A 25878-nucleotide genomic window follows, 5' to 3' on the forward strand; every position below is an offset into this window, starting at 1 on the left:
ATATAACTAAAAAAAGAAACAATATCTTTATTGAGTCGGCACTTGAAAAAAACTATTCTAAACGTAAGTGAAAGCGGTACCTTTCAGGTTTTGGTATATTTTAAAAATGAATGTGCAGGTATTGTTTTTAACTGAAATTTAAATTTCAAAGGGGGAGAAGAATTGGAGAGTAAGCATTTCAAGAGAGCTTTTAATACCCTTCTTGCACTTGTGCTAATTGTGCCGACATTTTTAGTTAGCATGATTGTGCCATTACATGTAGGAGCAAATGTGTCTAATCCATGGGTTACAATTTCATCTGGAGGAAACGAAATTAATGCAATAATAGAACAAAATGGGAAGTCCTATGTAAGGCTTGGAGCAGGTGCCGGAAATGATAATGGGGCTAAAGCTGCAATTTTTCAAGAACAAAATAAAATCGCTAAAGAATCGGGAACGATGGCGTATACCTTTACTCCAGAAACCAAGGGAGAAGATACTAGATTTGGTTTCTATCCTCATTATATTGACAATAATAATTTTGTTTTTGTAGGCTACGACTCACTTGGATGGTTCTATGAATACAAATATCAAGGAAAAGGTGATTGGTTAAAAACGAGACCGAATGTTCCACTTCCAGAGGCTGGGACCTCACATTCCATAAAAATTGATTATAACGCAACCACTTTGAATATTACATTAGATGGAAAAGATTTATTTGGACCAGTTACGTTACCTAATGATGTAAATAACCTCCTTACAGGTAAGGAAGCAGTTAAACTCGGTGCTTTTGGAGATAAAAAAAGTCAAGTACTCATTGAATTAGGAAATGCGCCTGGGGATGGAGGCACGGATCCTGGAGATGAAAAACTTGTCGACATTACGGATAATAAATTAGAAGAAGGCGACTTTAAAATTATTTCAGGAGACGGAAAAGTTACTTATAATGAAGATGGTTCAGCAACTTTCGGTGTTACATCTACCCAAAAGAATCGAATTGTATATAACCAAATGAAAGCGATTAAAAATGGTGTTTTTGAAGCGGATGTTACTACTAATACTGATAAGATGAATCGCTTTGGATTAATCTATCGTGTTCAAAATGCATCTGCATACACTTATGTGGGAACAGGGGATACGAACGATCAGTATTTTGGTGAAACATTTGGACCTATAAACAATTGGACGTCGATGACTTCAAATGTGCCGTTAAAAGCAAAACAAACATACCATTTACGTTTAGTATTCATGGACGATGTTGCAACGTTATACATTGATGGTAAAAAGGTAGATTCTTGGACTTTAACAGGTGGTGTAGATCAAGCGGGGGGACTTGGGTTTGAAAAAAGCCGAGGAGCTGCCGATATTACGATTTCTAATATCAAAATCAAGGAATATAGTGCGCCAAAACCTCCAGATACCACACCAGTAGAAGATACATTAAAGTCAAAGTATATGGATGTCACTATTGACCAAGTATTCCCGCGAGTTGTGAAATACAAAGTTGGCGATAAAGTAATGAATGGGCAAGAATCACCTGTTTACGGATTGAAAGTAAATGGTGCACTATACTATCCTAAAGTAAGCTTTGAAAAGTTAAGTGATAGTGAAGTGCTATATACATTAAAAGTTGCGGATGAAATAAAAAATCTTGATGCTGTATTTAAAGTATCTTTGAAAGTAAATGATAATAAAGTTATTTATAGTTTCGATGAAATTAAAAATAATGGTAGTGCAAAAATTGAAACAGTTGAGTTTGCTGATATGAACGTTATCTCAGTAAATTCGGAGCAAAAAGGTGCAAAAGCTAAATTAACGAATATAAGTACTGATGTTAGGAAATCAGGAGATGTGGATGTAAGTGTAGATTCTTCCATGGGAGAAATAGGTACATCTACTAAAAATTATACTGCATTTTTGTCAACTGACGAATTGAGTGCGGGTGTATGGTCCAGTTCAGAAGTGGATGGCTATAAAAACTTAGTTGCAAATCGATATGTAAATAAAAATGGTTCTAAGGCAATGGGGATAGGTTCTAGTGCACTCTATTACCAAAGAGATTTTATGTCAGAACCACAAAAAAATAAGCCAACTATTAAAATAGCTATCGCTAAAGATTTGAATACTGATAATAAGACAGATTGGCAGGATGCGGCAATTGCATACCGTGATATTATGCAAGACATTAAAGGATATCAAGATGTAAACAATAATGTTGGAATGCGTATTGCAATGAATTTCGGATCACAAGCACAACAACCATTCTTAAAAACAGCAGATAATATTAAAAAGGTTGCTCTTGCTACAGATGAATTGGGGCAGGCTGTTTTATTAAAAGGATATGCAAACGAAGGACATGACAGTGGTCATCCGGATTACGGTAATGTAGGTGAGCGTATGGGTGGCGTTAAAGATTTGGATACGCTTATTAAAGAGGGGCGTAAGTATAACACCCAATTTGGTGTCCATATCAATGCGCAAGAAGTTTATCCTGAAGCGAAAGCTTTCAACAATGATTTTATTGATCGTCCAAATTCTTTAGGATGGGGATGGCTAGATCAATCTTATACAATTAATAAATTAAAAGATTTGTATACTGGAGCGCGTGCGAAAAGACTAGATGAATTGAAAGCTGCTGTTTCAGATCTTGACTTTATTTATTTAGATGTATGGTATCAAAATCAATGGGAATCAAATAGAATAGCAGATCAATTTAAAGATAGGGGCTGGAGACTAACAACGGAATTTGGTGGTTCTATGGCCAATTATTCAACGTGGCAACACTGGGCTACCGATAAAAACTACGGTGGACCGGAAAGCAAAGGTATCAACTCAGAAGTACTACGCTTTATTAGCAATCACCAAAGAGATTCTTGGGTTTTGAATTGGCCTGAAGTAGGCGGAACTGCTGATCATCCATTGCTTGGTGGATTTGAATTAGCTGGTTTCGAAGGGTGGCAATCTGATAAGAATTTTGATAATTTTATTCGCATGACATTTGATACGAATCTACCTACTAAATTCTTACAAAAATATTATGTAACGAATTGGACAGCTGTAGAAGGGGATAAAAGCAAGACAAACTTAGAAAAGGAAATAAAATTGAAAGACCCAAGTAATGGGGATGTTGTCGATGTAACTAGAAAAGACAATTCTAGGGAACGTGTTATTACACTAAATGGAAACGTTGTACTTGATGGACACACTTATTTAATTCCTTGGGTGAAACAAGACTTTAAAAACCCAACTTCTAATTCTGAAAAACTATATCACTGGAATTTGGAAGGTGGTACAACTACTTGGACACTTCCAGATGAATATAAAGATGCATCTAGTGTTTATGTATACAAACTGACAGATCGCGGTAGAGCAGATATGAAAGAAGTCAAGGTCGTAAATAATAAGGTAACTTTGACAGCTAGTGCGGCAACTCCTTATGTTGTTGTACCAAAAAGAGATAAAGGTTTGGAAATTCTTGACTATGATTGGAGCAAGGGTGCTCATATATATGACGCAGGATTCAATACAGGAAAAGTAAGTGCATATACAACTATTGAGGGGGATAACAAAGCTGTAAGCGCCGTTAGAACGAATCAAACTGGAAGCAACCGTAATGTAAGTAGTGGAGATTACTACTTGAATATTGATAGTCCGTCAAAAGATACAACTGTTTCACGTGTCCTTACTGGTTTGGAACCAGGTAAAGATTATGTAGCAGAGGTATATGTTGAAAACAATAGTGATGTAAAGGCCGGAATTACAGTAACAGGTGGGAAAGAAGACGTTAACAATTACACACTTCGCAGCCTGCAAAAGAACTATGTTAAGGCAGATTCACATGCCTCAAATGATGGATACAATAGCAAAATGCAAATCATGCAAGTAAGCTTTACAGCTGTAACTAATAAAGCTAAATTAACTCTCAGCCGTGATTCCGGAAAAGGAAACACAAAATTTGATGATATTCGGATCGTTCAAAAGTCCTTGAAAAATCATGTCTCACCAATGGAATTTAAACAAGATTTTGAAACGGTAGTACAAGGTATTTACCCATTCGTTATTGGTAACACAGAAGGGGTAGAAGACAACAGAATTCATCTGTCTGAACTGCATGCCCCATATACGCAAAAAGGCTGGGCAGGTAAAAAATTAGTCGATGATGTATTAGGTGGGAATTGGTCCGTAAAAGTGAACACTGGAAATAAAGGTTTGCTGTACCGTACTATTCCTCAAAATTATCGTTTTGAACCTGGTGTAACTTATAAAGTATCATTTGACTATCAAACAACAGCAAATGCATTCCGCTTTATTTCAGGGGATCAAGAAATTGATGTTCGAGACATTGCGAGTGCAAAGGGATTGAGTGTGAATAACACTCTTACTGCATCTACTGACACAAAAACAGCAGAGTTTACTGTGACAGGTTCTGAGAACGGTCAAACTTATGTTGGAATTTTCAGTGATGGAACGAATTTAAACGGGGATACTGGAGCAGGTACGTTTATTTTAGATAATTTACGTATTGAAAAGGTGACTTCAGGGGGAGAGACACAGAGATAAAAACCTCGAATTAAGATAAAGGTAGTTTTATAGTTCGTGTAATATCGGAAATTAGAGGCCTATCTCAGAGGAGATAGGCCTCATTGTGTTCATTGAATCATGGGAAACTGATTTTTTAAAAATGTTCCTTTGTATGTTTTTAGTGAGTTGTTAAAAGTGAAAAGCAAGATGTCTAAAAAATACGACAAGATGTTGATTGTAGAAGTGTTTTTACATACGTATAATGTAACAAAATAGCTTACTAAACGGGCGATTCAAGTATGCTAATAGCTTCTTCGGAGAAAGCAAAACGTATATTAGAATGGTGGTTATCCCATACGTCTGTTCATAAAATTATAAAAGGTACATAGAACTTGCATCGTAACAACGAAAACCGCTATAAGGTTAGAGGAGGTATATACTGATGATATATCAAGCTATCCAGCAGTTAATTGATCGTGCTATTGAAGTTCAATTGATTGAAAAAGAAGATGAAATATATACAAGGAATCAAATCCTTTCCTTACTTCGTTTAGATGACTTTGTAGTGGAAGCGTCAGCGCCCGCAAAGAAAGCAATTTCGGAGTTATTGGAAGAGTTAATTGAATATGCTTGTATGCATAAAGTCATTGAGGCAGTAATGGACGAGAAGGAGATTTTAGCAAGTGCAATTATGGATGTTTTTATGTCCAAACCGTCCGTTATCAATTCTCTATTTTATGAAAAATACGAACAAAATCCGAAGGCTGCGACAAATTACTTCTATGAGTTAAGTAAAAACAGCAACTATATCCAAATGAAGCAAATTTCCAAAAATATAAATTATAAAGTAAATACGGAATATGGACCCATTGATATAACGATTAATTTATCAAAACCGGAAAAAGACCCGAAACAAATTGCTAGAGAGAGAGTATTGGAAAGTACAAATTATCCAAAATGTTTACTCTGTATTGAGAATGAAGGATATAGAGGGAGAATTGGACATCCAGCACGCTCGAATCATCGTATGATTCGTATGAATCTTACAGATGAAAGCTGGTTTCTACAGTATTCTCCGTATATATATTTCAATGAACACTGTATTGTATTGTCTTCAGAACACCGTGATATGAAAATTGACCGTCAAACATTTTTACGTTTGTTAAAATTTGTAGAAAAATTCCCACATTATTTCCTTGGTTCTAATGCAGATTTGCCAATTGTAGGAGGATCTATTCTAACACATGACCACTATCAAGGTGGAAACTATGAATTTGCTATGGCTAATGCATCAAACGACCTAATTTTTGAAATAACCAACTTTCCAGAAATGCAATGTTCTATTATTAAATGGCCTATGTCAGTTATTCGCTTAAGAAGTAACGATATAGAACAAGTAGTAAATGCAGGGGAGTACATATTAGAGAGGTGGAAGGGATATAGTGACCCTTCTGTTAATATATTGGCATTTACGAATGAAATTCCACATAATACGATTACGCCGATTGCACGCCACCGGGATGGTATGTACGAATTGGATCTTGTTTTGCGAAACAATTGCACAAGTGAAGAACATCCGCTGGGTATTTTCCACCCTCATGGGGAAGTACAGCATATTAAAAAGGAAAATATCGGCCTGATTGAAGTAATGGGGTTAGCTGTACTTCCTGCCCGTTTAAAAACAGAGCTTCAGGAAGTGGAAAAATTCTTACTTGATATTCCAAGTGATATTCCATCGTATCATATACGGTGGACAGAACAATTAAAAACCAAATATAGCAATCAGATAAATGAACAAAATGTACAGGATATTGTAAGAGAAGAAGTGGGACGGAAATTTGTACAGGCGCTTGAAGATGCTGGTGTTTTTAAAAGAGACGAAGCAGGGATATCGGCGTTTAAACGTTTTATTCAGACTTTAAATTAGGAATGGCCAGAGGGAAATAGAGAATGGTAAAAGGAAATATTTGAAGCAGAAAAGGAAGGGACCTGGTAGTTTTACGGTGATTACAAAATTATCTATTTATATGATAAGGGAGGTAATAATGTGGGGAAGTGTGAGCATAAGCAACTACAGGAATTGAAACAGGTGGGCGGCCCTATATTAATGATGTGTATAAAATGTAATCAAATCCTTAAAGTGTCAAAAGGGTCCAGTACAAAAATAAAGTAAAAAAGAATTAAGCGCATGTATTCCTGATTGATGAAACAGGAATTGGCGGGATCATAAATTTTTTTGTGTAAATGGTTTTGTAGCTAATTTATAGCACCCGGCTGTATATAGTAAAGTAAGATTGCAGGAAATAGATGATTTAGCAGTGGAGCAATTGGATTTAATAATGCCGAGTGGTGAGAATTCAATTGGTGCTTTACTAAAGCATTTAGCGTTAGCATGGTTATTAAATAAAGAAGGAATTGATACTGTTATTCCTGGCGGGAAGCGAGCAGCGCAAATAAGAGAAAGTGTAAGAGCGGTGGATGTTTTATTGAATGAACAGGATATGAAACAAATTGAATCTATATTAGAAGATTAGAAGGGAAGATGTGAGTGTTTTAACGCTGAGCTTCTTTTCTTAAAAAAAATAAAAAATCCCTACAGAGATAGGGATTTATATATCGGCATATAGTTCCTTGGAAAAGGATATACTTAGCTTACCATACTGGAGTACGTATATTTGTGAAATAGATGTGAAAGTAATGTGAAAATGCCGTAATAAAAAGCACTGTTTTAGCTAAAACAGTGCTTTTCTCTTTGATTGCACAGTTGCTGCATTTTCATCATGTATGCCTGCTTCTTCAGTAATTCGTTTTTTCACTTTATTTAATAGATGGTCTACTGCTTCACCAAAAAAGTTAGCTTCGCTTTTTGTGCGGGCTTCTCGTAAACATTTATAGTTTTCTAGCAGTTCCTCTTTTTCGGAGTTTGTTAAGAAATCTTCTATTTTCTTTTTTGTCATACGAAACACCCTTTCCTCTGACAAACGACGCAATAGAAAATGTTTGTTTTTCATTATAACAATAATTTTTAAAGAAAGTATAGATTAACGTCGTAATAATTTGTCAATTTCTTGAATTTTCTCATCAGCTTTCCCAATTTGCGTATTTTTAGCCTGTTCACCACCTAGAGCTTGATGAAGTAAAAATGTTTGGCCTGAAATAGCGGTTACAATAGATACTTTTATTATTTCTTTAATTAAGGTGACATCGAATAAAACAAGTCCAAGAAGTGCAGCTAGGCTACCGGTAAATATATCGGTTAAAAAACCAAAGTGGAAAAACGTTTTTAAACGGCGTGGAAGCAATAACTTGCCTTGGTTATTGATCAGATGGGAAACGAAGCCAGTAACGCCACCAACAAGAACAGCAGTTAGCCATTGATACATTTCCATCGAATCCACTCCTTTTAGTGAATAAGATTCGTTTATTAAATATATATTCCTTTTTTAATTTTATATCAGCATATTGAGAAAATTTGTTCTGGCTATTTGCTTGTTTAATTTAATTATAACAGAAAAATCTGATATATTTCAGTCTATTATATGAAGCATTTTTTCACTAATATGAATTCAGAAAGGGGTGCGTGAAATGTATATAGATTATCGAATAAGAAGTGTAGATGGTTATACAAAAAATATAGGTGAACTTGTAAGTATGATGGAGCATACCCGGGCAGTAACATTACAGGAAATAGATGATTTAGTAGTGGAGCAATTGGATTTAATAATGCCGAGTGGTGAGAATTCAATTGGTGCTTTACTGAAGCATATAGCGGCTATAGAAAAAGTCCATCAGTTTATTTCTTTTCAAAATCGTGATTTTACAAAAGAAGAATTAGAAGTATGGGAAGATGCACTGTATTTAGGGGAAGCGGGGAGATCTATCCGTGGTTATGAAATACAGTATTATGTACAACTTTTACAGAAAGTTCGAGAAGAAACATTAGAGTATTTGAGACAACGGGATGATGAATGGCTAATGTCAGAAAGAAAGTGGCCTAATGGTGTAGCATATAATCAGCACTACCTTTGGTTTCACGTGCTAGAAGATGAAATTAGTCATCGCGGACAAATTAAAATGCTGAAAAATAAGTTATTTGAAAATTACGTTAAATAAAGTGGCTTTTTAACGGGATATTCCATATAATGAGAGTAATTAAAATTAGAACGGGGTGATGTATTATGGCGAAATTAACTTATATGAATAATAAACCAAATACAAAGGTGGATGGAAAGGGCGATACTATATAAGTGAGCGCACTATCCTTCCACTTAGGTTATAAACTAGGGAGGATATCAATTTGAATCAAAATATTTTAGAATCGTTCGGCTGGGATTCTTTTTTTGAAGAACAAGCTGTTGAGAACTATGAAGTAGGACGTATTTTACTTGAACATAAGCATATATATCGGATTATTTGTAATGATGGTGAATATATGGCAGAACTGTCTGGGAAGTTTCGGCATGAAGCGGTAACGAAAGGAGATTACCCAGCGGTTGGTGATTGGGTGTATATAAAGAAAATAGAAAATGAGCAAAAGGCAATCATTCATCGTATTTTTTCGAGAAGAAGTTCTTTTTCAAGACAAGAAGCTGGTAATAGAACTGAAGAACAAATTATTGCAGCAAATGTAGATTATTTATTTTTAGTGAATGCACTTAACCATGATTTTAACGTAAGAAGGCTGGAGCGTTATTTACTATTAGCGTATGAAAGTGGTGCAATGCCTGTTATTGTTTTAACAAAAAGTAGTTTATGTGAAGATGTGGAACAAAAAATCGTAGAAACGGAAGCTGTTGCAATTGGTGTTCCGATCTTCGTCGTCGATAGTTTAGAGCATACAGGTATTGACTCGTTACAACAATTTGTTGCTTCAGGAAAAACAATTGCTTTAGTCGGCTCATCGGGGGTTGGAAAATCTACTTTGTTAAATGCACTCGTAGGAATTGAGATAGCGAAAACGGGAGATATACGTGAGGAAGATAGTAAAGGGCGGCATACGACAACTCATCGTGAGCTGTTCCAACTACCGAGTGGGGGCTTAGTCATTGATACTCCTGGCATGAGGGAGTTGCAGCTTTGGGAAGGAAGCAATGCAATTCAAACAACATTTTCTGATATTGAAGAACTTGCAAAAACATGCCGCTTCCGAGATTGTAAACATGAGAATGAACCAGGATGCGCAGTGCATAAAGCAATTGATAACGGGCTAATGACGATAAATCGTTTGCAAAGCTATAAAAAATTGCAAAGAGAATTGGCGTATTTTATGAGAAAACAAGATGCTATTCTCGCAAGAGCTGAGCGTGATAAGTGGAAGAAGATTTCTAAGCAACATAAAAAAATGTAAAAAACCAAAGGACTATTCCTTTGGTTTTTTGTATTTGTAAATTTTATAATAATATTATTCATATATATAGACAAAGGGGAAATATTTGTTTAAACTTTACAAGGTGTTTATCAAAAACGAATTGTAAAAATAGAGGATAGGGAATGGGATATATTCATAATTGGTTATTTATCTTTAAAACTTAATATTTAAATGTAGGAGGTTTATAATGAGTAAACTGTTAAGGTGGTTTCGAGATATAAAAGTAGCAAAAAAGCTATTAATTTCATTTTTGATAATTTTAATTGCAGCTGTCTCTATTATTGGGGGCATGTCTTATCAAACGGCTAAAAAGAATTTTGAATCACAAATTACGAGTAGTGCTCACGATAATATAAAAATATTAGATAATTTAATCAATCAAATGATTGAGGCGAAATTTAACGAAGTAAATAACTTTGCACGAGTGATTCATAGTGATATGTATCAAGGAGATAATCAAGATGAATTAAGAAAGCTGTTATCTCAATATATTAATTTGAATAAAGATATTGAACAAGTATATGTTGCCGGTAATGATAAGAAGTTTGTGCAAGAACCAAATATACAAATGGCAGCAGATTATGATCCAACAACCCGCTCTTGGTATAAAGATGCAGTGAGTAAACAAGGTGGAATCGTGGTCACTGAACCGTATAAGGCGAAAGGAAATGGACATATTGTCGTAACGATTGCGAAACAAACAGAAGATAAAAATGGTGTTGTTGCGGTAGATTTAAGTTTAGAGAATTTATTGAAAACAACAAAGTTAATCAATATTGGTAAAAAAGGCTATGCTTTCATTTTAGATGGAAAACAAAAAATAATTGCTCACCCTCAAGAAAAATCAGGTGACAAGGCAGCTGATTCTTGGGCAAAGAAAATTTACGAAGATAATCAGGGCACTTTTTCATACACGTATGACGGTAGTGAAAAGAAAATGGTATTTGCTACAAACTTAAAAACAGGATGGAAAATCGGTGGAACGATGTACTCAAATGAAGTAATTGAAGCTGCTCAGCCTGTATTTTATAATATGTTAATTGTAATGTTTATTTCATTAGTTGTAGGCGGAGCGCTTATTTATTTCGTGACACTTTCTATTACCAAACCTTTAAAACAATTAGTTGTCACTTCTAAAGAAATAAGTGAAGGGGACTTAACTCAAACGATTCAAATACATTCAAATGATGAAATTGGACAACTTGCTAAAGGTTTTAATGAGATGACTCATTCACTACGTACATTAATTGGAAGAATTAATACTTCAGCAGGGCATGTTGCAGCTGCATCTGAAGAGTTAACAGCAAGTGTGAGACAAGCGAGTGAAGCGACTGAACAAATTACATCAGCAATGGATGAAATATCAAGTGGTGCAACGACGCAAACAGCAAGCGTAGAAAATGGTGCTATGTTACTGTTTGATGTAACAGAAGGAATTCAGCATGTAGCAAATAGCTCATCATCTATTAATACTGCTTCTGCTCACACTCGCGAAAAAGCAGAAGATGGCGGAAAGCTAGTTGGAAAAACAGTAAATCAAATGCAATCTATTGCGGAATCTGTTTCACAGTCAGATGCTGTTATTCAGTTGTTGAATAACAAATCAAAGCAAATTGGTGATATTTTAGAAGTCATTCAAAATATTGCAGATCAGACAAATCTTCTAGCGTTAAATGCAGCAATTGAGGCTGCAAGAGCTGGTGAGCATGGAAGAGGCTTTGCAATCGTTGCTGATGAAGTACGAAAATTAGCAGAACAATCTAGTGTATCATCAAGTGAAATTAGTAAATTAATTTGTGAAATACAAGATGATATGAGTAAGACAGTAAAATCTATGGGTCATGTAAATGAAGAAGTTCAATCTGGACTTGTTATTGCAAATGAAACGAAACAAAATTTTGCTGAGATTTTACAATCTACAAATGAAATTGTTGATCAAATTAAAACGATGGTTGAAACAGCTAATGGAATGTCAAAAGGTGCAAATGAAGTATCTATTTCGGTTGGTCAAATTGCTATGACGGCACAAAATAATGCGACGAGTACACAAAGTGTTGCAGCATCAGCTGAGGAACAGTTAGCTTCCATGGAGGAAATTGGTTCTGCAGCTGGTACACTATCTCAAATGGCTGAAGAGTTACAAGTATTAATTGAAAGATTTAAAGTATAAAAAGGGGAGGCTGTCTCAAAATAGCATTAGTGCTATTAGAGACAGTCTTTTTAGCTGATAAACGGATTAGAGGTTCAATGTATTTAATGTTTGTCGAAAAATAGAGGAATTTGTTAAGTGGGTGTATAATGAATATAGTATAGATTACATATAAAGGAGATCAGTATGGGAGTGTATTGGGGAACGAAAAGAAATTCTTGGCTTAGCTATGTCTCGTTTTGGTTAAGTATTTTATTCTTTGTTGTTTTTTTAATTGAAGTGTTTGTATTTAAAACACTTTCAAATAGTTCATTACAAATTNNTTGTTAAATATCTTTATTTGATATTTGTCCCATTAAACATCATTCTTAGTTTAAGGTTATTATCTAAGAAGAATGAAAAGAAAATATTACCGATTTTTAGTTTAATTGTATCACTATTATTTGCCAGTTTAATTATAGTGTTAGCATTAGTAGCTACAGGAAAAGTCTTATGAGGAGAGTGATATAAATTACTCTTCTTTTTTGTGTTTTTTTTTAGATGTATAAGTAGTGTGTAGGAAATAAGGAAAGTGATAAGTTATCAGTAAGAGGACGTACTAGTGAATAGAGAGTGAACTGAAAATACTATATGTTTTGTATGTGTATATAAAGCAAATGAGTGCGGTAAGATTCGTGATATATGGTACAATAAACATGGATAGTGATAGAGATAAAGGGTATATAAAATACTCATCGTTTTTTAGTAAGAGAGGGGTTATCTTATGCTATATGAGGATTTGATGACATTATTCCAAGCAGCTCCGATAGAATTGGATAGAGGCGGCTGGAAATATATAATCCAGGAACAAAATGATAATTATGAAATTGTTGATGAAATGTTAAAAAAGCAAATGAATGTTGAATTGTATTTTAATGAGTATGATGAGGTGAAAATCACTTTATATAAAGATGGAAGCCCTATTACTACTATGCAAAGAATTGCTATTTCAAAAGTTGAGTTGGATGAAGAGGAAGACGGCATTCAATTCGTATTAGAACGCATGCCAAGTCGAATGATTCGTTTGCAATTAAAGCCATACCTTGCAGTAGAAATGGGGCCGTACTGGGAAGTATGTGAAGACTGTGAATGAACATGAAAAAACATCCGTATACACGGATGTTTTTTCATGTTTTTTGAAGTTGTTTAAAGGCAATAATCGGTAGTAAGATGATGCTCACCCAACCGATAATAGGGTATAGAATATGAAGTAATTCACTATATCCGATGAAACTAAAGCAATAACTAATTAGTAATATGAAGTAAATAATGGTATTACTTTTCCATCCGGTAATGGATTGCATTTGTTTTGTCATTCCGAATATATTCCCAACTAATGTTGTGAATACTTCACCAAAAATGATAAGAACAAAGAAAAAATGGAAAGTTGCATTAAACCTTCTTACAACTTCAGCCATTGGGATGTTATATTGATAAAATTGATCAACTGATAATATTGCTAAATGGCTACATAATAAAATAAAGCAAAGTCCCGCGCCTCCTAAAATGCCACCCCATAAAATAGCTTTTCGATCTTTTACTTCACTGGCCAATGGGACGAGAACACTTTGGGCGAGAGAAAGATTTAATGCGACATATGTAATAGGGCTAGTAATCCATTTCATATTCCAACTTTCTGTAGGAACAGTTTCAATAATAGGAGTTGTACCATGAATAAAGGTTGTAATAGCAAGTCCGATAATGAAAATCATCATAATAGGTACGACAAGTGTGTTCACTTCAAAAACACCTTGTAACCCTCGGCTCCCAATAATGAGGCAGGCGATGACTGTGATGAAAATACCAAGTTGCCTCGGGAGACGGAGTTGTTCTTCAAATACCGCCCCGGCTCCTGATAACATAACGCTAGTTACGCCAAATAATACGAGTAATAATAAAGTATTTACAACATTTCCAAATACATCCCCAAATAAATATTTGTTAAATTCTTGCGCTGAAAATGCCCCGATCTGTGATGAAAGTAACATCATCTTTGTACCGAGCCAAATAAAAAAAAATCCACTTATACATATGCCAATGGTCCCGTACAATCCGTTAACTGTAAAAAATTCAACAATTTCTCGTCCAGTAGCAAATCCAGCTCCAACGACAGTTCCGATATAAGTAGCAGCGACTTTCTTTGCTACTTGCCATTGTTGATTGTCCATGTTATCCCTCTTTCTTCTATGATGAGCTTGACTTACTATTATGCATATGTGTGAGCTTGGACAATTAGACATATGAAGTAGTTGAAAGAATACATGAATTATATGAGAGTAGGGAAATATTAAAGGTGTTAAAACTTTGTTACATGTAAGCTGTTTATTCGGAAAAATAGGGAATGTATGGTAAAATGATGTTAGGTTATTAAAAGATAGTAACATGATAAGAGGAGTGGATTGTATGAGTACAAAAACAAATGTTGTTGAAGTATTAAACAAGCAGGTAGCAAACTGGAATGTATTATATGTGAAACTGCATAATTATCATTGGTATGTGACAGGACCACACTTCTTTACATTACATGAGAAATTTGAAGAGTTTTATAATGAAGCAGGAACGTACATTGATGAGTTAGCAGAGCGTATTTTAGCGTTAGAAGGAAAACCGTTAGCGACAATGAAAGAGTACTTAGCAACTTCAACTGTAATCGAAGGGACAAGCAAAGAGTCTGCAGAAGAAATGGTACAAACTTTAGTAAACGATTTTTCTGCACTTATTCAAGAATTAAAAGAAGGTATGGAAGTAGCTGGTGAAGCTGGTGATGAAACGTCAGCTGATATGCTATTAGCAATTCATACGACATTAGAACAACATGTATGGATGTTAAGTGCATTCTTAAAATAAACATAAATTGATTACAGAAAAACTCTATCGAAAAATTCTTTCAATAGAGTTTTTTATAATTTTTCAGTTTTCTTTTATGCTATAATATAGTAAAAAGGAGGCGATACGATGTTTCGCTTTTTCAGAACTGGAAAAGAAGATAGGGAAATTACGAAAGATGAATTAGAACAAGCGATGGCTAAGTTTCTAGAAACGAATGCTAATATCGTTTATACAGTCTTAGTAAATGATGATTACACAGTAAATTATGATTTGTTAAAGCCTTATTTACCTGCATTTCCAACAAATTTTTTTCTGATAACGAAGGAAACGCTTGAAGTATTTGAACATACAGAAGAAAATTTAAACCTAGTTAAAGAAATTGATATCGTACAAAAGGCCGTAGATCAATATGTAACAGAAAAAGAAATGTTCCCAATTGTTGAAGATAGCGAAGATCGCCTCATATGCGGAGTGAAATTAGGACCATATTTAAATCGTATATTAAAAAGAAACTTATATATTTCAGAAAAGCATTATTTAGTTTCAAGTAAACCAGATAAGAAAAAAAGAATAGTGGGTAAGATGTTATGAGAACAACAATAATATATTGTTGTCTTTTTTTTGTTGAAATATTGATTTTTCAGTTTATTTAGTTTTATACTACAACTAGTGGATAGGAAGGAGTGGTGTATTATGCGTATACATACATTAATTATTAAATATCATTCTGAGAAGCAGGTATTGTTAAGTTGAATTGTAGAATTCACCTACTTATACCGTGACCCTAGAATGATAGGAAGATTGGAGAAACAATTATTATAAAAAGTTACGGGGGAATTTCTATATGAAAAATAGTATGACTTATATTAAGTTATTAAATGAAACGTTAGATTGTTATGCAAATAAAGGAAGTTTTGAGGCGTATTCTTACATAATGAAAAACGCTAAAGATGTAATGGGTAATGAAGCACAAATATATAATTTTAAATATGCGTTAGCAAGTGCTGCAGGACTTGAAGAAGAAGCGATGTATTTAATGAAGGAAGCCATTATAGAGAATGGATTTTGGTACGGAAGTGAGTATTTAATTTCCGATGATGATTTAAAACCACTACATAAATTTGAAGAGTTTCATAGAATGGTTCAATTTTGTAAAGAAAGAGAAGAATTAGCAAAGAAATCGGAACAAGCAGACCTGAAATATAAATACAGCAAACAAAATGAAAATCTACTAATAACACTGCATGGGGATCAAGAAAATATACAAATAATAGAACCATATTGGAACTCTGTAATGGAACAAGGTTTTATGCTGGCATTGCCTCAATCTTCCCAAATTCAATTTTCAGATGGATATGTTTGGGATAATATCGAAAGAGGAAGAGAAGAGTTAAAAGGACATTACAATAAGATTAAAGTGAATAAAACATTTGGAAATATTATTATTGGTGGCTTTTCTGCTGGGGCAAGAGTAGCGTTACATTCCATGTTGCAAGGTGAAATAGAAGTGAACGGTTTTATTTTTGTGGCACCGTGGCTCCCGGAAATGGAAGAATGGGAAGAAATGATTGGAATATTACATGATAAAAGCATAAAAGGATATATAATATGTGGGGATCAAGATGAAGATTGTTTCGAATGTACACAGCAATTTGTAAAGTTATTAAAGGATAAAGATATAGAACATAAGTATAAAGTTGTGCCTAACTTAAAACATGATTATCCTCATAATTTTGATGAGTTATTAAAAGAGGCTATTGAATATATAGGAAGCAAAAACAATTGATTGGTAGTAAGAAAGGGAGATGCATCATATGTGATGTATCTCCCTTTCGCTATTATAAATTAAAAGCGTCTGCCAATAGGCGATAAGAGTTTAATTTATGTTCAAATTGATGAGTGATTGTGACAATCATAAACTCTTCAGTATTGTAGGCTTTGCTTAAGTTTAATATTTTTTCTTTCACAGAAGACGGATCACCGACAATCATACGTTGGCGATTTTCCTTAATGCGGAATAAATCATAAGCACTATACGAATAGTTTCGAGCGGTTTCGATAGATGGAGTACCAGTAGTCCGTTTGCCTTGCTCTAATAGTAAAATCGATAAATCAAGGCTTGATGCTATCTTCTCCGCTTCTTCGTTTGTTTCTCCGCAAATAACAAAAATAGATACGATTGATTTTGGTTTATCACCTAAATAGGAAGATTGGAATTGTTCTTGATAAGCTCTCATTACTTCAGGGCCACCGTATCCGTTAATGAATTGTGCAAATGCAAAAGAAGCGCCTTGCTTTGCAGCAATCATTGCACTTTCTCCGCTAGAACCGAGCATCCACATTTCAGGAGATGTTGGGATAACTGGAGTAGCTTTTAAATTTGCATAATGATGGTTTTCTGGTACTTGATCATGTAAGTACATAGCAACATCTGCAATTTGTTCTGGATATTGATCAAGTGAGACCATTTTACCTTCTTGAAGTGCGCGAGTTGCTATCGGCATACCACCAGGTGCTCTCCCGACACCAAGGTCGATGCGGTTTGGATAAAGTGCTTCTAGAACGCGGAAATTCTCGGCAACTTTATATGGACTATAATGTGGCAGCATAACGCCACCAGAACCAACTCTAATACAATCAGTTTTCGCTGCAATATGTGAAATAAGTATTTCTGGACTTGAACCAGCTAAGCTAACTGAATTATGGTGCTCGGATACCCAAAAACGTGTAAATCCTAGTTTTTCAACTTCTTGCGCAAGTGTTACTGTATGTGAAAAAGCTTCAGCTGCTGTGCTGCCATCAGAAATAGGTGATTGGTCTAATACACTTAATTTGATCATAGAATATACCTCTCAATCTTAATGTACATTCTATTATATATTTACTTACGAAAAATGCGTAGTGAAATGCTCACACAAAAAAGAGGGTGATATTATCTCCGCTTTTAACGAGAAAATCCTCGTTCATAATGATTCATTTCGACTAAGTTTAATATATATTCGTAGTTATCAATTTCAAGTTTTATTTGTTCACGTTCTTCTTTAGATAATTTCATATTACTAAGTTTTTTGCATAGGTGTTGTTTCTTTAATTCCAAATGCTTTTTTGTAGCGTGGTAATCATAAGTATGTTTCATTTTCAACCACTCCTTCTTTGTAGTTGCTATATTATATGAAGCATGAAGAGATGTGAGAGCTTCACCTTATGTATTTTTAGTGAATATTCCAATTGTCTATGGTGTTATGTTTGGGGGGATTAATGAATAAAATGCACTAAACCACTAATGTCCATTTTATGAAGTAAGGGGTGGAATTGTGCAGAAAGATATAATGTATAACACTGAGATGGATGAAACGTTAAAAGTTATAAATAAGGGATTGAAGAAGACGACACGTCCGAAACAAATCATTGTAGTAGGGGCTGGTATGGCCGGATTAGTTTCGGCATCTTTATTAAAAGCAGCAGGGCATGAAGTGAAGATTTTTGAAGCGAACAACCGTGTAGGTGGCCGCATAGAGACGGTTAGGATGGAAGATACCGGATTATATTTAGATGTTGGAGCGATGAGAATTCCGTATTCGCACAAATTAACGATGGCATATATAAGAAAGTTTGGGCTACAGGTGAGCCCTTTTATTAATAGGAATGAGACTGATATTATATACGTAAATGGTCGGAAAACAACGTTGAAACAATATGAAAAGGACCCAGGTATTTTAAAGTATCCGGTGGAAATGAACGAAGAGGGGAAAACGTCGGAGGACCTATTATTATTAGCGGTACAGCCAATTATAAATTTTATTAAAAAAAATCCAGAAAAAAATTGGGATATTGTAGTAAAGGATTTTGGGAGATACTCTACAGGTCAATTTTTAAAGTATCATCCTTATCAATATAATACGTATTTTTCACCGGTAACGATCGAGATGATTGGTGTTCTATTAGATTTAGAAGGTTTTTTGGAAAGGTCATTCGTTGAGACGTTACGATTTTTATACATTATGCAAGAGGAAAGTGGATTTTGCGAAATAATAGGTGGGAATGATAGATTACCAAAGTCTTTTTTACCACAATTAGAAGAAAATATTATATATAATCAAAAATTAATGAAGCTTCATCAACAAGCCAATAGTGTAACAGCCTATTACCGAAATGAGGAAACTTTTGAGTATAGTAGTATAACTGGCGATTTAGTTATTGTTACAATTCCTTTTTCAACAATGCGCTTTGTAGAAGTAGATCCATTTGATTCGATATCTCATGCGAAGTGGAAAACAATTCGCGAATTGCATTATATGCCAGCTACAAAAATAGGAATTCAATTTAAAAGTCGTTTTTGGGAGGAACAAGGGCAATTAGGTGGGAGAATTATAACAGATCTTCCTATACGTTATGCTTATTATCCAAGCCATGGAATCGGTTCAAAGGGACCAGCTATTATGCTTGGGAGTTATACGTGGTCGTATGATGCGTTACTATGGGATGGTTTATCAAAAGGGGATCGTATCTATTACACACTACAAAATTTAGCAACAATATTAGGTGGTCAAGTATATGATGAGTTCATGTCTGGAATATCAAAAAGTTGGACATTAGATCCATATGCACTTGGAGGATTTGCTCTTTTTCAAGCAGGTCAAGAATCTGAATTACAGCCAGTCATTGTGAAACCTGAGGGGAGAATATACTTTGCTGGAGATCATACAACGCTGTATCACGGATGGATTCAAGGTGCGATTGAATCCGGAGTTCGTGTGGCAGTAGAGGTGAATGAGTAAAAAGTGTAAAATTCAGAAAAAACTTTACTATATATCTTGAGATGGATATTATTAAATATAAAAGAATTATGGGGAGTGTTTACTTTGAATCCATTGTTATTCGATTTTCCTTCTGAATTTTATACTGAAAGGCTTTTAATTAGAATGCCAAAACCAGGTGATGGTAAAGTTGTATATGAAGCAATTCAAGCTTCGATGAAAGAATTAAAGCCTTGGATGGTCTTTGCACAAAAAGAGCAAACAGAGGAAGAAATAGAAGAGAGTATTAGAAAATCACATATTCAATTTTTGCAGCGAGAAGATTTGAGGTTACTAGTGTTTTCGAAAGAAACCGGCGAATTTATTGCATCTGCCGGATTACATCGTATTAATTGGGATATACCTCAATTTGAAATCGGGTATTGGATTGATTCAAGGTGGAGTGGAAAGGGCTATATGGTAGAGGCGGCAAAAGGTATAACGGAGTATGCTTTCACTGAACTGAAAGCAAACCGGGTAGAAATTCGTTGTGATTCTCTAAATAAGAAGAGTAGAGCGATACCTGAGAAATTAGGTTTTAAATTAGAGGGGATTTTAGAAAGTGCGAGTGTTGCGGTAGATGAAAATGGATTAAGAGATATGTGTGTATTTGCAATGACGAGAAATACATATGAAAAAGAAGAGCTGTAAAGTAACGGCTCTTCTTTTTGTACATTACGGTACAGGATGTCCGTTAGAACTTTCGAAAATTGTAAACCATTGTTGGCGGTCTAAATTAACTTTTGTTGCCATCGCAGCCGTTTTTACTCGATCCAATTTGCCAGAGCCAACAATCGGCATCATGTTAGCTGGATGCGCAAGTAACCATGCATACGTAACAGTATCTATGCTATCAACACCTAGCTCAGTTGCAACTTTTTGTAAAGTTTCACGTACACGTACGGTGCGTTCTGATTGACCAGTAAAGATTTCTCCACCAGCAAGAGGTGACCAAATCATTGGATTGATTCGTTTTTCTTGGCATAAATCAATTGTCCCTTTTTCAAAGTGCTCAAGCTGCATCGCAGATACTTCAATTTGATTTGTAATAAGCGGGAAATCTAAATATGAACTCAACATATTAAATTGTGAAGGTAAAAAGTTAGATACACCGAAGTGACGAACCTTTCCTTCTTGCTTTAAGCGTGAGAACGCTTCTGCCACTTCATTCGGATTCATAAATGGATCAGGGCGATGAATGAGCAATACATCAATATAATCTGTATGTAAGTTTTTTAGTGAATCTTCCGCGCTCTTTATGATATGTTCAGCACTCGTATTGTAGTGAGCAACATATCGTTCTGGAAATTTCGTTGATGGGGGAGCGATTCCACATTTTGTGACAATTTGCATGTTTTCGCGTAAGGAAGGCTTTAGTTGTAACGCTTCTCCAAATATTCCTTCACACGTATACCCGCCATAAATGTCAGCGTGATCAAAAGTAGTAATCCCCATATCCATACATTCTTCAATAAAAGAAAGTAATTCTTGTTTCGTCATATTCCATTCTGCTAAACGCCAAAAACCTTGAATAATACGAGAAAATTCTAGAGTTTCGGCCATTTGAACTCGTTCCATTATAAGTACCCCCTTGATGAATGAATAATATTTTTGAAAAGGCTTTCTTGCTACATATTATTATATAGTTACAGGGTCGTACATACAATAAATATGTTTTGCTACAAAAACGATTTTTTCTATATGCTATAATGTAGAAACATAGAGCTATAAGGAGAGGTAAGAAATGATTCCAGTAACAATATTAACGGGTTTTCTTGGATCAGGGAAAACGACATTATTAAATCGAATTTTATCAGAGGATCACGGTAAGAAATTAGCGGTGATTGTAAATGAAATAGGGCAAATTGGTATCGATAATCAATTAATTATGAACGTTGAAGAAGAAATTATGGAAATGACAAACGGTTGTCTATGCTGTACTGTGCGTGAAGATTTACTCGTTGCTTTAAAACAATTACTGGACGTAAAAGCAGAAGGGAAAATGGACTTTGATGGTTTAGTAATTGAAACAACGGGTCTTGCAAACCCGGGTCCGATTATTCAAACTTTCTTTTTAGATCCAGTTATTCAATCAGCGTACCAAATAAACGGTGTTGTAACAGTTGTAGATAGCTACCATATACATAAACATTTTGAAAAGGGACTAGAAGCAAAAGAACAAATTGCATTTGCTGATGTTGTGTTAGTTAATAAATTAGATTTAATTGAAGAAAATGAGAAAGAAAATCTCTTGCATGAACTTCAAGGAATTAACCCGACTGCAAAGTTAATCGAGGCGACTAACTGTGAGGTAGATATTCCATCATTACTACAAATTCAAACGTTTAAAACGAAAGATACGTTACAAATTTACCCTCATACAGAACATAACCATCTAGAAGGTGTAAAATCGTTTGTACTACGTGAAGAACGTCCGTTAGATTTACAAAAATTGAATGAATGGATGTCAGCTGTCGTTCAAGAACTAGGGGAGTATTTATATCGCTACAAAGGAATTTTATCTATTGATGGAGTAGATAAACGTATTGTTTTCCAAGGTGTGCATACATTATTTGCTGCTTCGTACGATAGAGAGTGGCAAGAGGGCGAAGAGCGAGTGAGTGAAGTAGTTTTCATCGGAAAAGATATTAATAAAGAATGGTTCCAAGAACATTTTGAAGAATGTGTGAAATAAGTCTGCGTAAATCGCAGGCTTATTTTTTATGAGCATTTCAATGAGATAATACTAGATTGCAAAAATGAAGTATATAAGGGGAAGAAACTAAAAATAGAAAATATAACATTGATAAACGTATAAATACAAGCCTGTTTTCACAGGCTTGTATTTTCATCTATTAGTAATTCCATTACAACACCTACAACTGGGCCCTCATCATCAATATCCCCATTTAAGCGGAATCCAAATGACTCATATAGTCCCATTGCGTGTTTGTTGTCTGGATGTAAACTTAAATAAATTATTTTACATTCAAATTTTTGTTGTAAATATTGGATTAGTAAACGAAGGAAACGTTTTGCATATCCTTTTCCTTGAAAATGCTGATCAATCATAAAACGATCTAACCATACGCTTTCATGCTTTTGGGAATACCAACCGTACATTGCATATCCAACAAGTGTTTCTTCATCATATAAGCCTACTGACGTTCCGTTTTCTTCATATAATGATTCTGCTAAAGAAAACGCATTACTTTCAATAAATTGCTGCTGTTCTTTTGTTACGTTTAAAGCAGCTACTGAACGCCAATTATTTGCTGTTACTTCACAAATGTGAAGATTCATAGTTCCAACTCACCTTCTAAATTATTATAGCTTAAAAGCTAATATGGATAATTTTACTTGTTATTTCGGTCAAGTCAAGGGTGAATACATAAAAAGGCAGCTGAATGACATATTCAGCTGCCTAGAAAATATAGTTGATTAGTTTGTTGCTTCTTTTAAAGTATTTACGTTTTCTTCCATTAATGTGAAGTAATCTTTATTGTTCTTTGCATCATCCTCAGAAATAGTAGCAAGGTGATTTAAGCGTAAAATTTTTGTACCTGTTTCTTTTTGAATAACTGATGCTACTTTTGGAGTAGAGAATGTTTCAAATAAAATATATTTTAGACCGTGCTCTTTTACTGTTTTTGTAATGTCAGCAAGCTGTTTTTGGGATGGTTCATCAGATGCTGAAATTCCAGCGATTGGAATTTGTTTTAAACCGTATCGTTGTTCCCAGTAGCCATAAGCTGCATGTGAAACTAATATTTCTTTCGTTTTTGCATTTGCAACAACTGCTTTAAATTGATCATCTAAATCAGTAAATTTTGTTTGTAGTGCTGCAAAGTTTTTTTCGAACTCTTTTTTATGTTCCGGTTGTAATTCTACAAGTGCATTTTTAATTTTTTCTGCTTGTTTCATCGCAAGAGTAGGATCTATCCAAACGTGTGGGTCTTTATCGTGATGATGTTCATCTTCTTTATGATCGTCTCCATGATCGTGCTGCTCTTCTTCAGATGAAGCACGCAGTTCGATATCTTTAGATGCATTTACAATTTTTACGTTTTCCTTTTTTAATGATTTTTCCATTTTTTCGGCAAATGGTTCTAATTCTGCGCCGTTATAAACAAATAAATCGGCTTTTGCAACTTGTACTGTTTGTTTTTGACTTGGTTCAAATGTATGTGAATCTGCACCAGGAGGGTAAATTGCTTCTACATTTACATAATCACCACCGATTTTCTTAGCGAAATCAGCAAGTGGGAAAATAGTTGTATAAACAGTTAGCTTTCCATCCTTCTTGGCAGTATCTTCTTTTTTATTTGAGCAGCCAGCAAAAATTAAAGTGAAAATAAGTAAGAATGAAAATATAGTCAATCTTTTAGGCATGAAGTTCTCCTCTTTTCTTTTTTTACAGATATATTTTCCCCAATTATAGAAGAAAAATATCATTTTAATACAAAACGGAATAATTACGTTTTAGTTTGCGAACTTAGTATAATACATCTTTAATAAAGTTGCAATAAATAATAATCATTACGATTTGATTTTGTTATAAATTTGTCAAAAAGAACGGTATTAATTTGTATGATTGGTGCATATGTGACAATGTTACTTTCATATATTGGGAGGGAGCGGAAAAAAAGGGGATGAGTGCTTGGGTTACTTCATGGAGGCTATCTTATTAATACTTGCCGTAGTATTGCCATTATCTTTTGTTTTAATTTTTTTAAGGAGATTAATAAGTAATTTAGGAGATGCTACAACAATTACGAAATTGCCAGCGGAAGAAAAAGAAAAGAAAAAAGAGTAAGTAAAGCACTATGCATACGCATAGTGCTTTACTTATGGTAAAATGGGGGAACGGAAACTCCTGTTAGCGACGATTAGCTATAGGAGAGAAAAGTAAATAAAGAGGTATGCATATATATGAATGAACGAACAGCGTTAGTACTTGGTGCAAGTGGATTAGTTGGAAAAGAAATAACGCGTCTATTACTTGACTCAGATTACTACGATTCGGTTACTATTTTTGTAAGGGAACCATTACAATTACAGCATGAGAAATTGCAGCAGAAACAGGTGGATTTTTCAGTATTAGAGGAATATAAAGAATTTTTTGCTGTAGATGATGTTTTTAGTTGTCTAGGAACAACAATAAAAAAAGCAAAAACAAAGGCGAATTTTAAAAAAGTAGATTATGAATATACGTTACGAGCAGCTTGTCTAGCTGAAAAACAAGGGGTGCAAAATTTCCTTGTTGTGTCTTCAATGGGAGCAAATCCTAAATCGTTTTTCTTTTATTCACAAGTAAAAGGGAAAATGGAAGAGGAATTGCAAAAGTTAGTGATCGGTGGTATTCACATTTTTAGGCCATCTTTATTAGTAGGCAATCGACAAGAATTTCGTTTCGGTGAACGAATGGCTGAAAAGTTATCTCGTATTATTCCTTTTATATTTAAAGGGGCTTTCAAAAAGTATAAACCCATTTCAGCTAAAGATGTGGCGAAAGGGATGTATATAACTGCGCTGCGAGAAGAATCAGGTATCTATACTTATAATTCAAATGAAATTAAAACGATAGAATAAACAAAACCGAGAAGAATATGTAATACTGAATCTAAAATAATTAAAGATATATAAGATATACTACACGACAACACATGTTGTTTAACAATGTAGTTTTAAGGTGTATCAACACTTTGCTTGATACACCTATTTTTTATGTTTTTATCACCCATTTATCACTACATTCAAACTCTTTATTACCACTTTTATTACTACATTCATTAAGTCAACAAATATGTTATGTCCTTTCTTTTAAAACTGCTTTCTTTACTTTAAGTACAATACTTCACAATTTTTTTACACCTAAATAAATTCAATCTCTTAAAAGTGTTATCCATGTAAAAAGATGCCACCTTATTAAAGAAAAGCGCCCTATAGTGGAATAACAAAATAGAGAAATAGAAACAACTTAGGTTATTTCCCTTCAAGTAGGGGTAGCGTCACATGCCCATCAACTTAAGATATGGATATGAAATAAAATCACGATGTTTATAAGAAAGATGCGATGCTATATCTTTTCAATTAAAGAATTCTAAATGTGTTTTGATCAAACTTTTTTATAAAAATTGAACATCCAGTCACAAAGAAAGACTCTATTTTGATCAAACTTTTTTCAAAATGGAGTC

Annotated in this window: 22 protein-coding genes and 2 pseudogenes; 16 read left to right on the forward strand and 8 right to left on the reverse strand. The window is 34.4% G+C overall.

Translation table 11 applies throughout. The features are described 5' to 3' along the window. Positions 1-162 precede the first annotated feature (162 nt). The 3 genes and pseudogenes from V7038_RS16135 to V7038_RS16145 all read left to right on the forward strand — a co-directional run. Positions 163-4539, forward strand: a complete 4377-nt coding sequence (locus tag V7038_RS16135; protein ID WP_335470913.1) for an endo-alpha-N-acetylgalactosaminidase family protein — start codon at positions 163-165, stop codon at positions 4537-4539. A 403-nt stretch (positions 4540-4942) separates the two neighbouring features. Further along, positions 4943-6427 carry a UDP-glucose--hexose-1-phosphate uridylyltransferase gene (gene galT, locus V7038_RS16140; RefSeq protein WP_070139173.1) on the forward strand — a complete coding sequence of 495 codons (1485 nt, stop codon included), beginning with the start codon at positions 4943-4945 and terminating at the stop codon, positions 6425-6427. 445 nt (positions 6428-6872) lie between these two features. Beyond that, positions 6873-7034 (forward strand): annotated as a pseudogene (locus tag V7038_RS16145) (aldo/keto reductase); the annotation flags it as partial. Positions 7035-7232: 198 nt separating this feature from the next. On the opposite strand, the gene V7038_RS16150 reads toward V7038_RS16145, so the two are convergent. Beyond that, positions 7233-7457, reverse strand: coding sequence for a hypothetical protein (locus tag V7038_RS16150; protein ID WP_002200793.1), 225 nt, complete (start codon positions 7455-7457; stop codon positions 7233-7235). An 84-nt stretch (positions 7458-7541) separates the two neighbouring features. Next, entirely contained in the window at positions 7542-7889 is a 348-nt protein-coding gene (locus V7038_RS16155) for a DUF4257 domain-containing protein (RefSeq protein ID WP_002202297.1), read from the reverse strand. Positions 7890-8085: 196 nt separating this feature from the next. On the opposite strand from V7038_RS16155, the gene V7038_RS16160 reads away from it, so the two are divergent. From V7038_RS16160 to V7038_RS16180, 5 genes and pseudogenes are all read left to right on the forward strand, one after another. Further along, positions 8086-8613, forward strand: a complete 528-nt coding sequence (locus tag V7038_RS16160) for a DinB family protein (protein WP_335470916.1) — start codon at positions 8086-8088, stop codon at positions 8611-8613. A gap of 184 nt (positions 8614-8797) precedes the next feature. Continuing rightward, positions 8798-9847 (forward strand): ribosome small subunit-dependent GTPase A, encoded by a 1050-nt coding sequence (gene rsgA / locus V7038_RS16165; protein ID WP_002202295.1) that lies wholly within the window; start codon positions 8798-8800, stop codon positions 9845-9847. Positions 9848-10055: 208 nt separating this feature from the next. Beyond that, entirely contained in the window at positions 10056-12038 is a 1983-nt protein-coding gene (locus V7038_RS16170) for a methyl-accepting chemotaxis protein (RefSeq protein WP_199661324.1), read from the forward strand. Positions 12039-12203: 165 nt separating this feature from the next. Next, positions 12204-12513 (forward strand): annotated as a pseudogene (locus V7038_RS16175) (hypothetical protein). 267 nt (positions 12514-12780) lie between these two features. Beyond that, positions 12781-13149, forward strand: a complete 369-nt coding sequence (locus tag V7038_RS16180) for a DUF3979 family protein (protein ID WP_002086098.1) — start codon at positions 12781-12783, stop codon at positions 13147-13149. A 34-nt stretch (positions 13150-13183) separates the two neighbouring features. Here the strand turns inward: V7038_RS16180 and V7038_RS16185 are convergent, their stop codons facing one another. Then, a complete protein-coding gene (locus V7038_RS16185) occupies positions 13184-14224 on the reverse strand; it encodes a YkvI family membrane protein (protein WP_199661323.1) in 1041 nt (346 codons plus the stop codon). Between the two features lie 235 nt (positions 14225-14459). Between V7038_RS16185 and V7038_RS16190 the strand changes: the two genes are divergently transcribed. The 3 genes from V7038_RS16190 (at position 14460) to V7038_RS16200 (ending at position 16671) form a co-directional block, all read left to right on the forward strand. Next, positions 14460-14903 (forward strand): Dps family protein, encoded by a 444-nt coding sequence (locus V7038_RS16190; RefSeq protein ID WP_002200786.1) that lies wholly within the window; start codon positions 14460-14462, stop codon positions 14901-14903. Between the two features lie 108 nt (positions 14904-15011). Next, a complete protein-coding gene (locus V7038_RS16195; protein ID WP_002158214.1) occupies positions 15012-15476 on the forward strand; it encodes a DUF3939 domain-containing protein in 465 nt (154 codons plus the stop codon). Positions 15477-15729: 253 nt separating this feature from the next. Further along, positions 15730-16671: an alpha/beta hydrolase gene (locus V7038_RS16200; RefSeq protein WP_199661322.1), complete on the forward strand. Its 942-nt coding sequence runs from the start codon at positions 15730-15732 to the stop codon at positions 16669-16671. Positions 16672-16723: 52 nt separating this feature from the next. Here the strand turns inward: V7038_RS16200 and V7038_RS16205 are convergent, their stop codons facing one another. Next, positions 16724-17725, reverse strand: coding sequence for an LLM class flavin-dependent oxidoreductase (locus tag V7038_RS16205; protein WP_335470920.1), 1002 nt, complete (start codon positions 17723-17725; stop codon positions 16724-16726). A gap of 104 nt (positions 17726-17829) precedes the next feature. Beyond that, positions 17830-18021 (reverse strand): DUF3896 family protein, encoded by a 192-nt coding sequence (locus V7038_RS16210; protein ID WP_199661320.1) that lies wholly within the window; start codon positions 18019-18021, stop codon positions 17830-17832. Between the two features lie 178 nt (positions 18022-18199). Here V7038_RS16210 and V7038_RS16215 point away from each other — a divergent pair, with 178 nt between their 5' ends. Then, on the forward strand, positions 18200-19663 hold the full coding sequence (locus tag V7038_RS16215) for a flavin monoamine oxidase family protein (protein WP_199661319.1): 1464 nt from the start codon (positions 18200-18202) through the stop codon (positions 19661-19663). Positions 19664-19747: 84 nt separating this feature from the next. After that, positions 19748-20332 carry a GNAT family N-acetyltransferase gene (locus V7038_RS16220; RefSeq protein ID WP_002200781.1) on the forward strand — a complete coding sequence of 195 codons (585 nt, stop codon included), beginning with the start codon at positions 19748-19750 and terminating at the stop codon, positions 20330-20332. A 24-nt stretch (positions 20333-20356) separates the two neighbouring features. Here the strand turns inward: V7038_RS16220 and V7038_RS16225 are convergent, their stop codons facing one another. Then, on the reverse strand, positions 20357-21259 hold the full coding sequence (locus V7038_RS16225; RefSeq protein WP_002202286.1) for an aldo/keto reductase: 903 nt from the start codon (positions 21257-21259) through the stop codon (positions 20357-20359). Between the two features lie 166 nt (positions 21260-21425). Here V7038_RS16225 and V7038_RS16230 point away from each other — a divergent pair, with 166 nt between their 5' ends. Further along, positions 21426-22376: a CobW family GTP-binding protein gene (locus tag V7038_RS16230; protein ID WP_002158207.1), complete on the forward strand. Its 951-nt coding sequence runs from the start codon at positions 21426-21428 to the stop codon at positions 22374-22376. Between the two features lie 137 nt (positions 22377-22513). Here the strand turns inward: V7038_RS16230 and V7038_RS16235 are convergent, their stop codons facing one another. Continuing rightward, the gene (locus V7038_RS16235) at positions 22514-22984 is read right to left on the reverse strand and encodes a GNAT family N-acetyltransferase (protein WP_002158206.1); all 471 of its coding nucleotides are present in this window, start codon (positions 22982-22984) and stop codon (positions 22514-22516) included. Between the two features lie 138 nt (positions 22985-23122). After that, entirely contained in the window at positions 23123-24073 is a 951-nt protein-coding gene (locus V7038_RS16240) for a metal ABC transporter substrate-binding protein (RefSeq protein WP_199661318.1), read from the reverse strand. A 268-nt stretch (positions 24074-24341) separates the two neighbouring features. Here V7038_RS16240 and V7038_RS16245 point away from each other — a divergent pair, with 268 nt between their 5' ends. Together V7038_RS16245 and V7038_RS16250 are read left to right on the forward strand one after the other, a co-directional pair. After that, complete coding sequence (locus V7038_RS16245; RefSeq protein WP_157383767.1) at positions 24342-24497, forward strand: hypothetical protein; 156 nt, start codon at positions 24342-24344, stop codon at positions 24495-24497. 116 nt (positions 24498-24613) lie between these two features. After that, positions 24614-25273: an oxidoreductase gene (locus tag V7038_RS16250; protein ID WP_199661317.1), complete on the forward strand. Its 660-nt coding sequence runs from the start codon at positions 24614-24616 to the stop codon at positions 25271-25273. Positions 25274-25878: the final 605 nt, after the last annotated feature.

It is taken from the genome of Bacillus sp. JJ783, assembly GCF_036963225.1.
In the GTDB taxonomy this organism is placed as follows: domain Bacteria; phylum Bacillota; class Bacilli; order Bacillales; family Bacillaceae_G; genus Bacillus_A; species Bacillus_A cereus_U.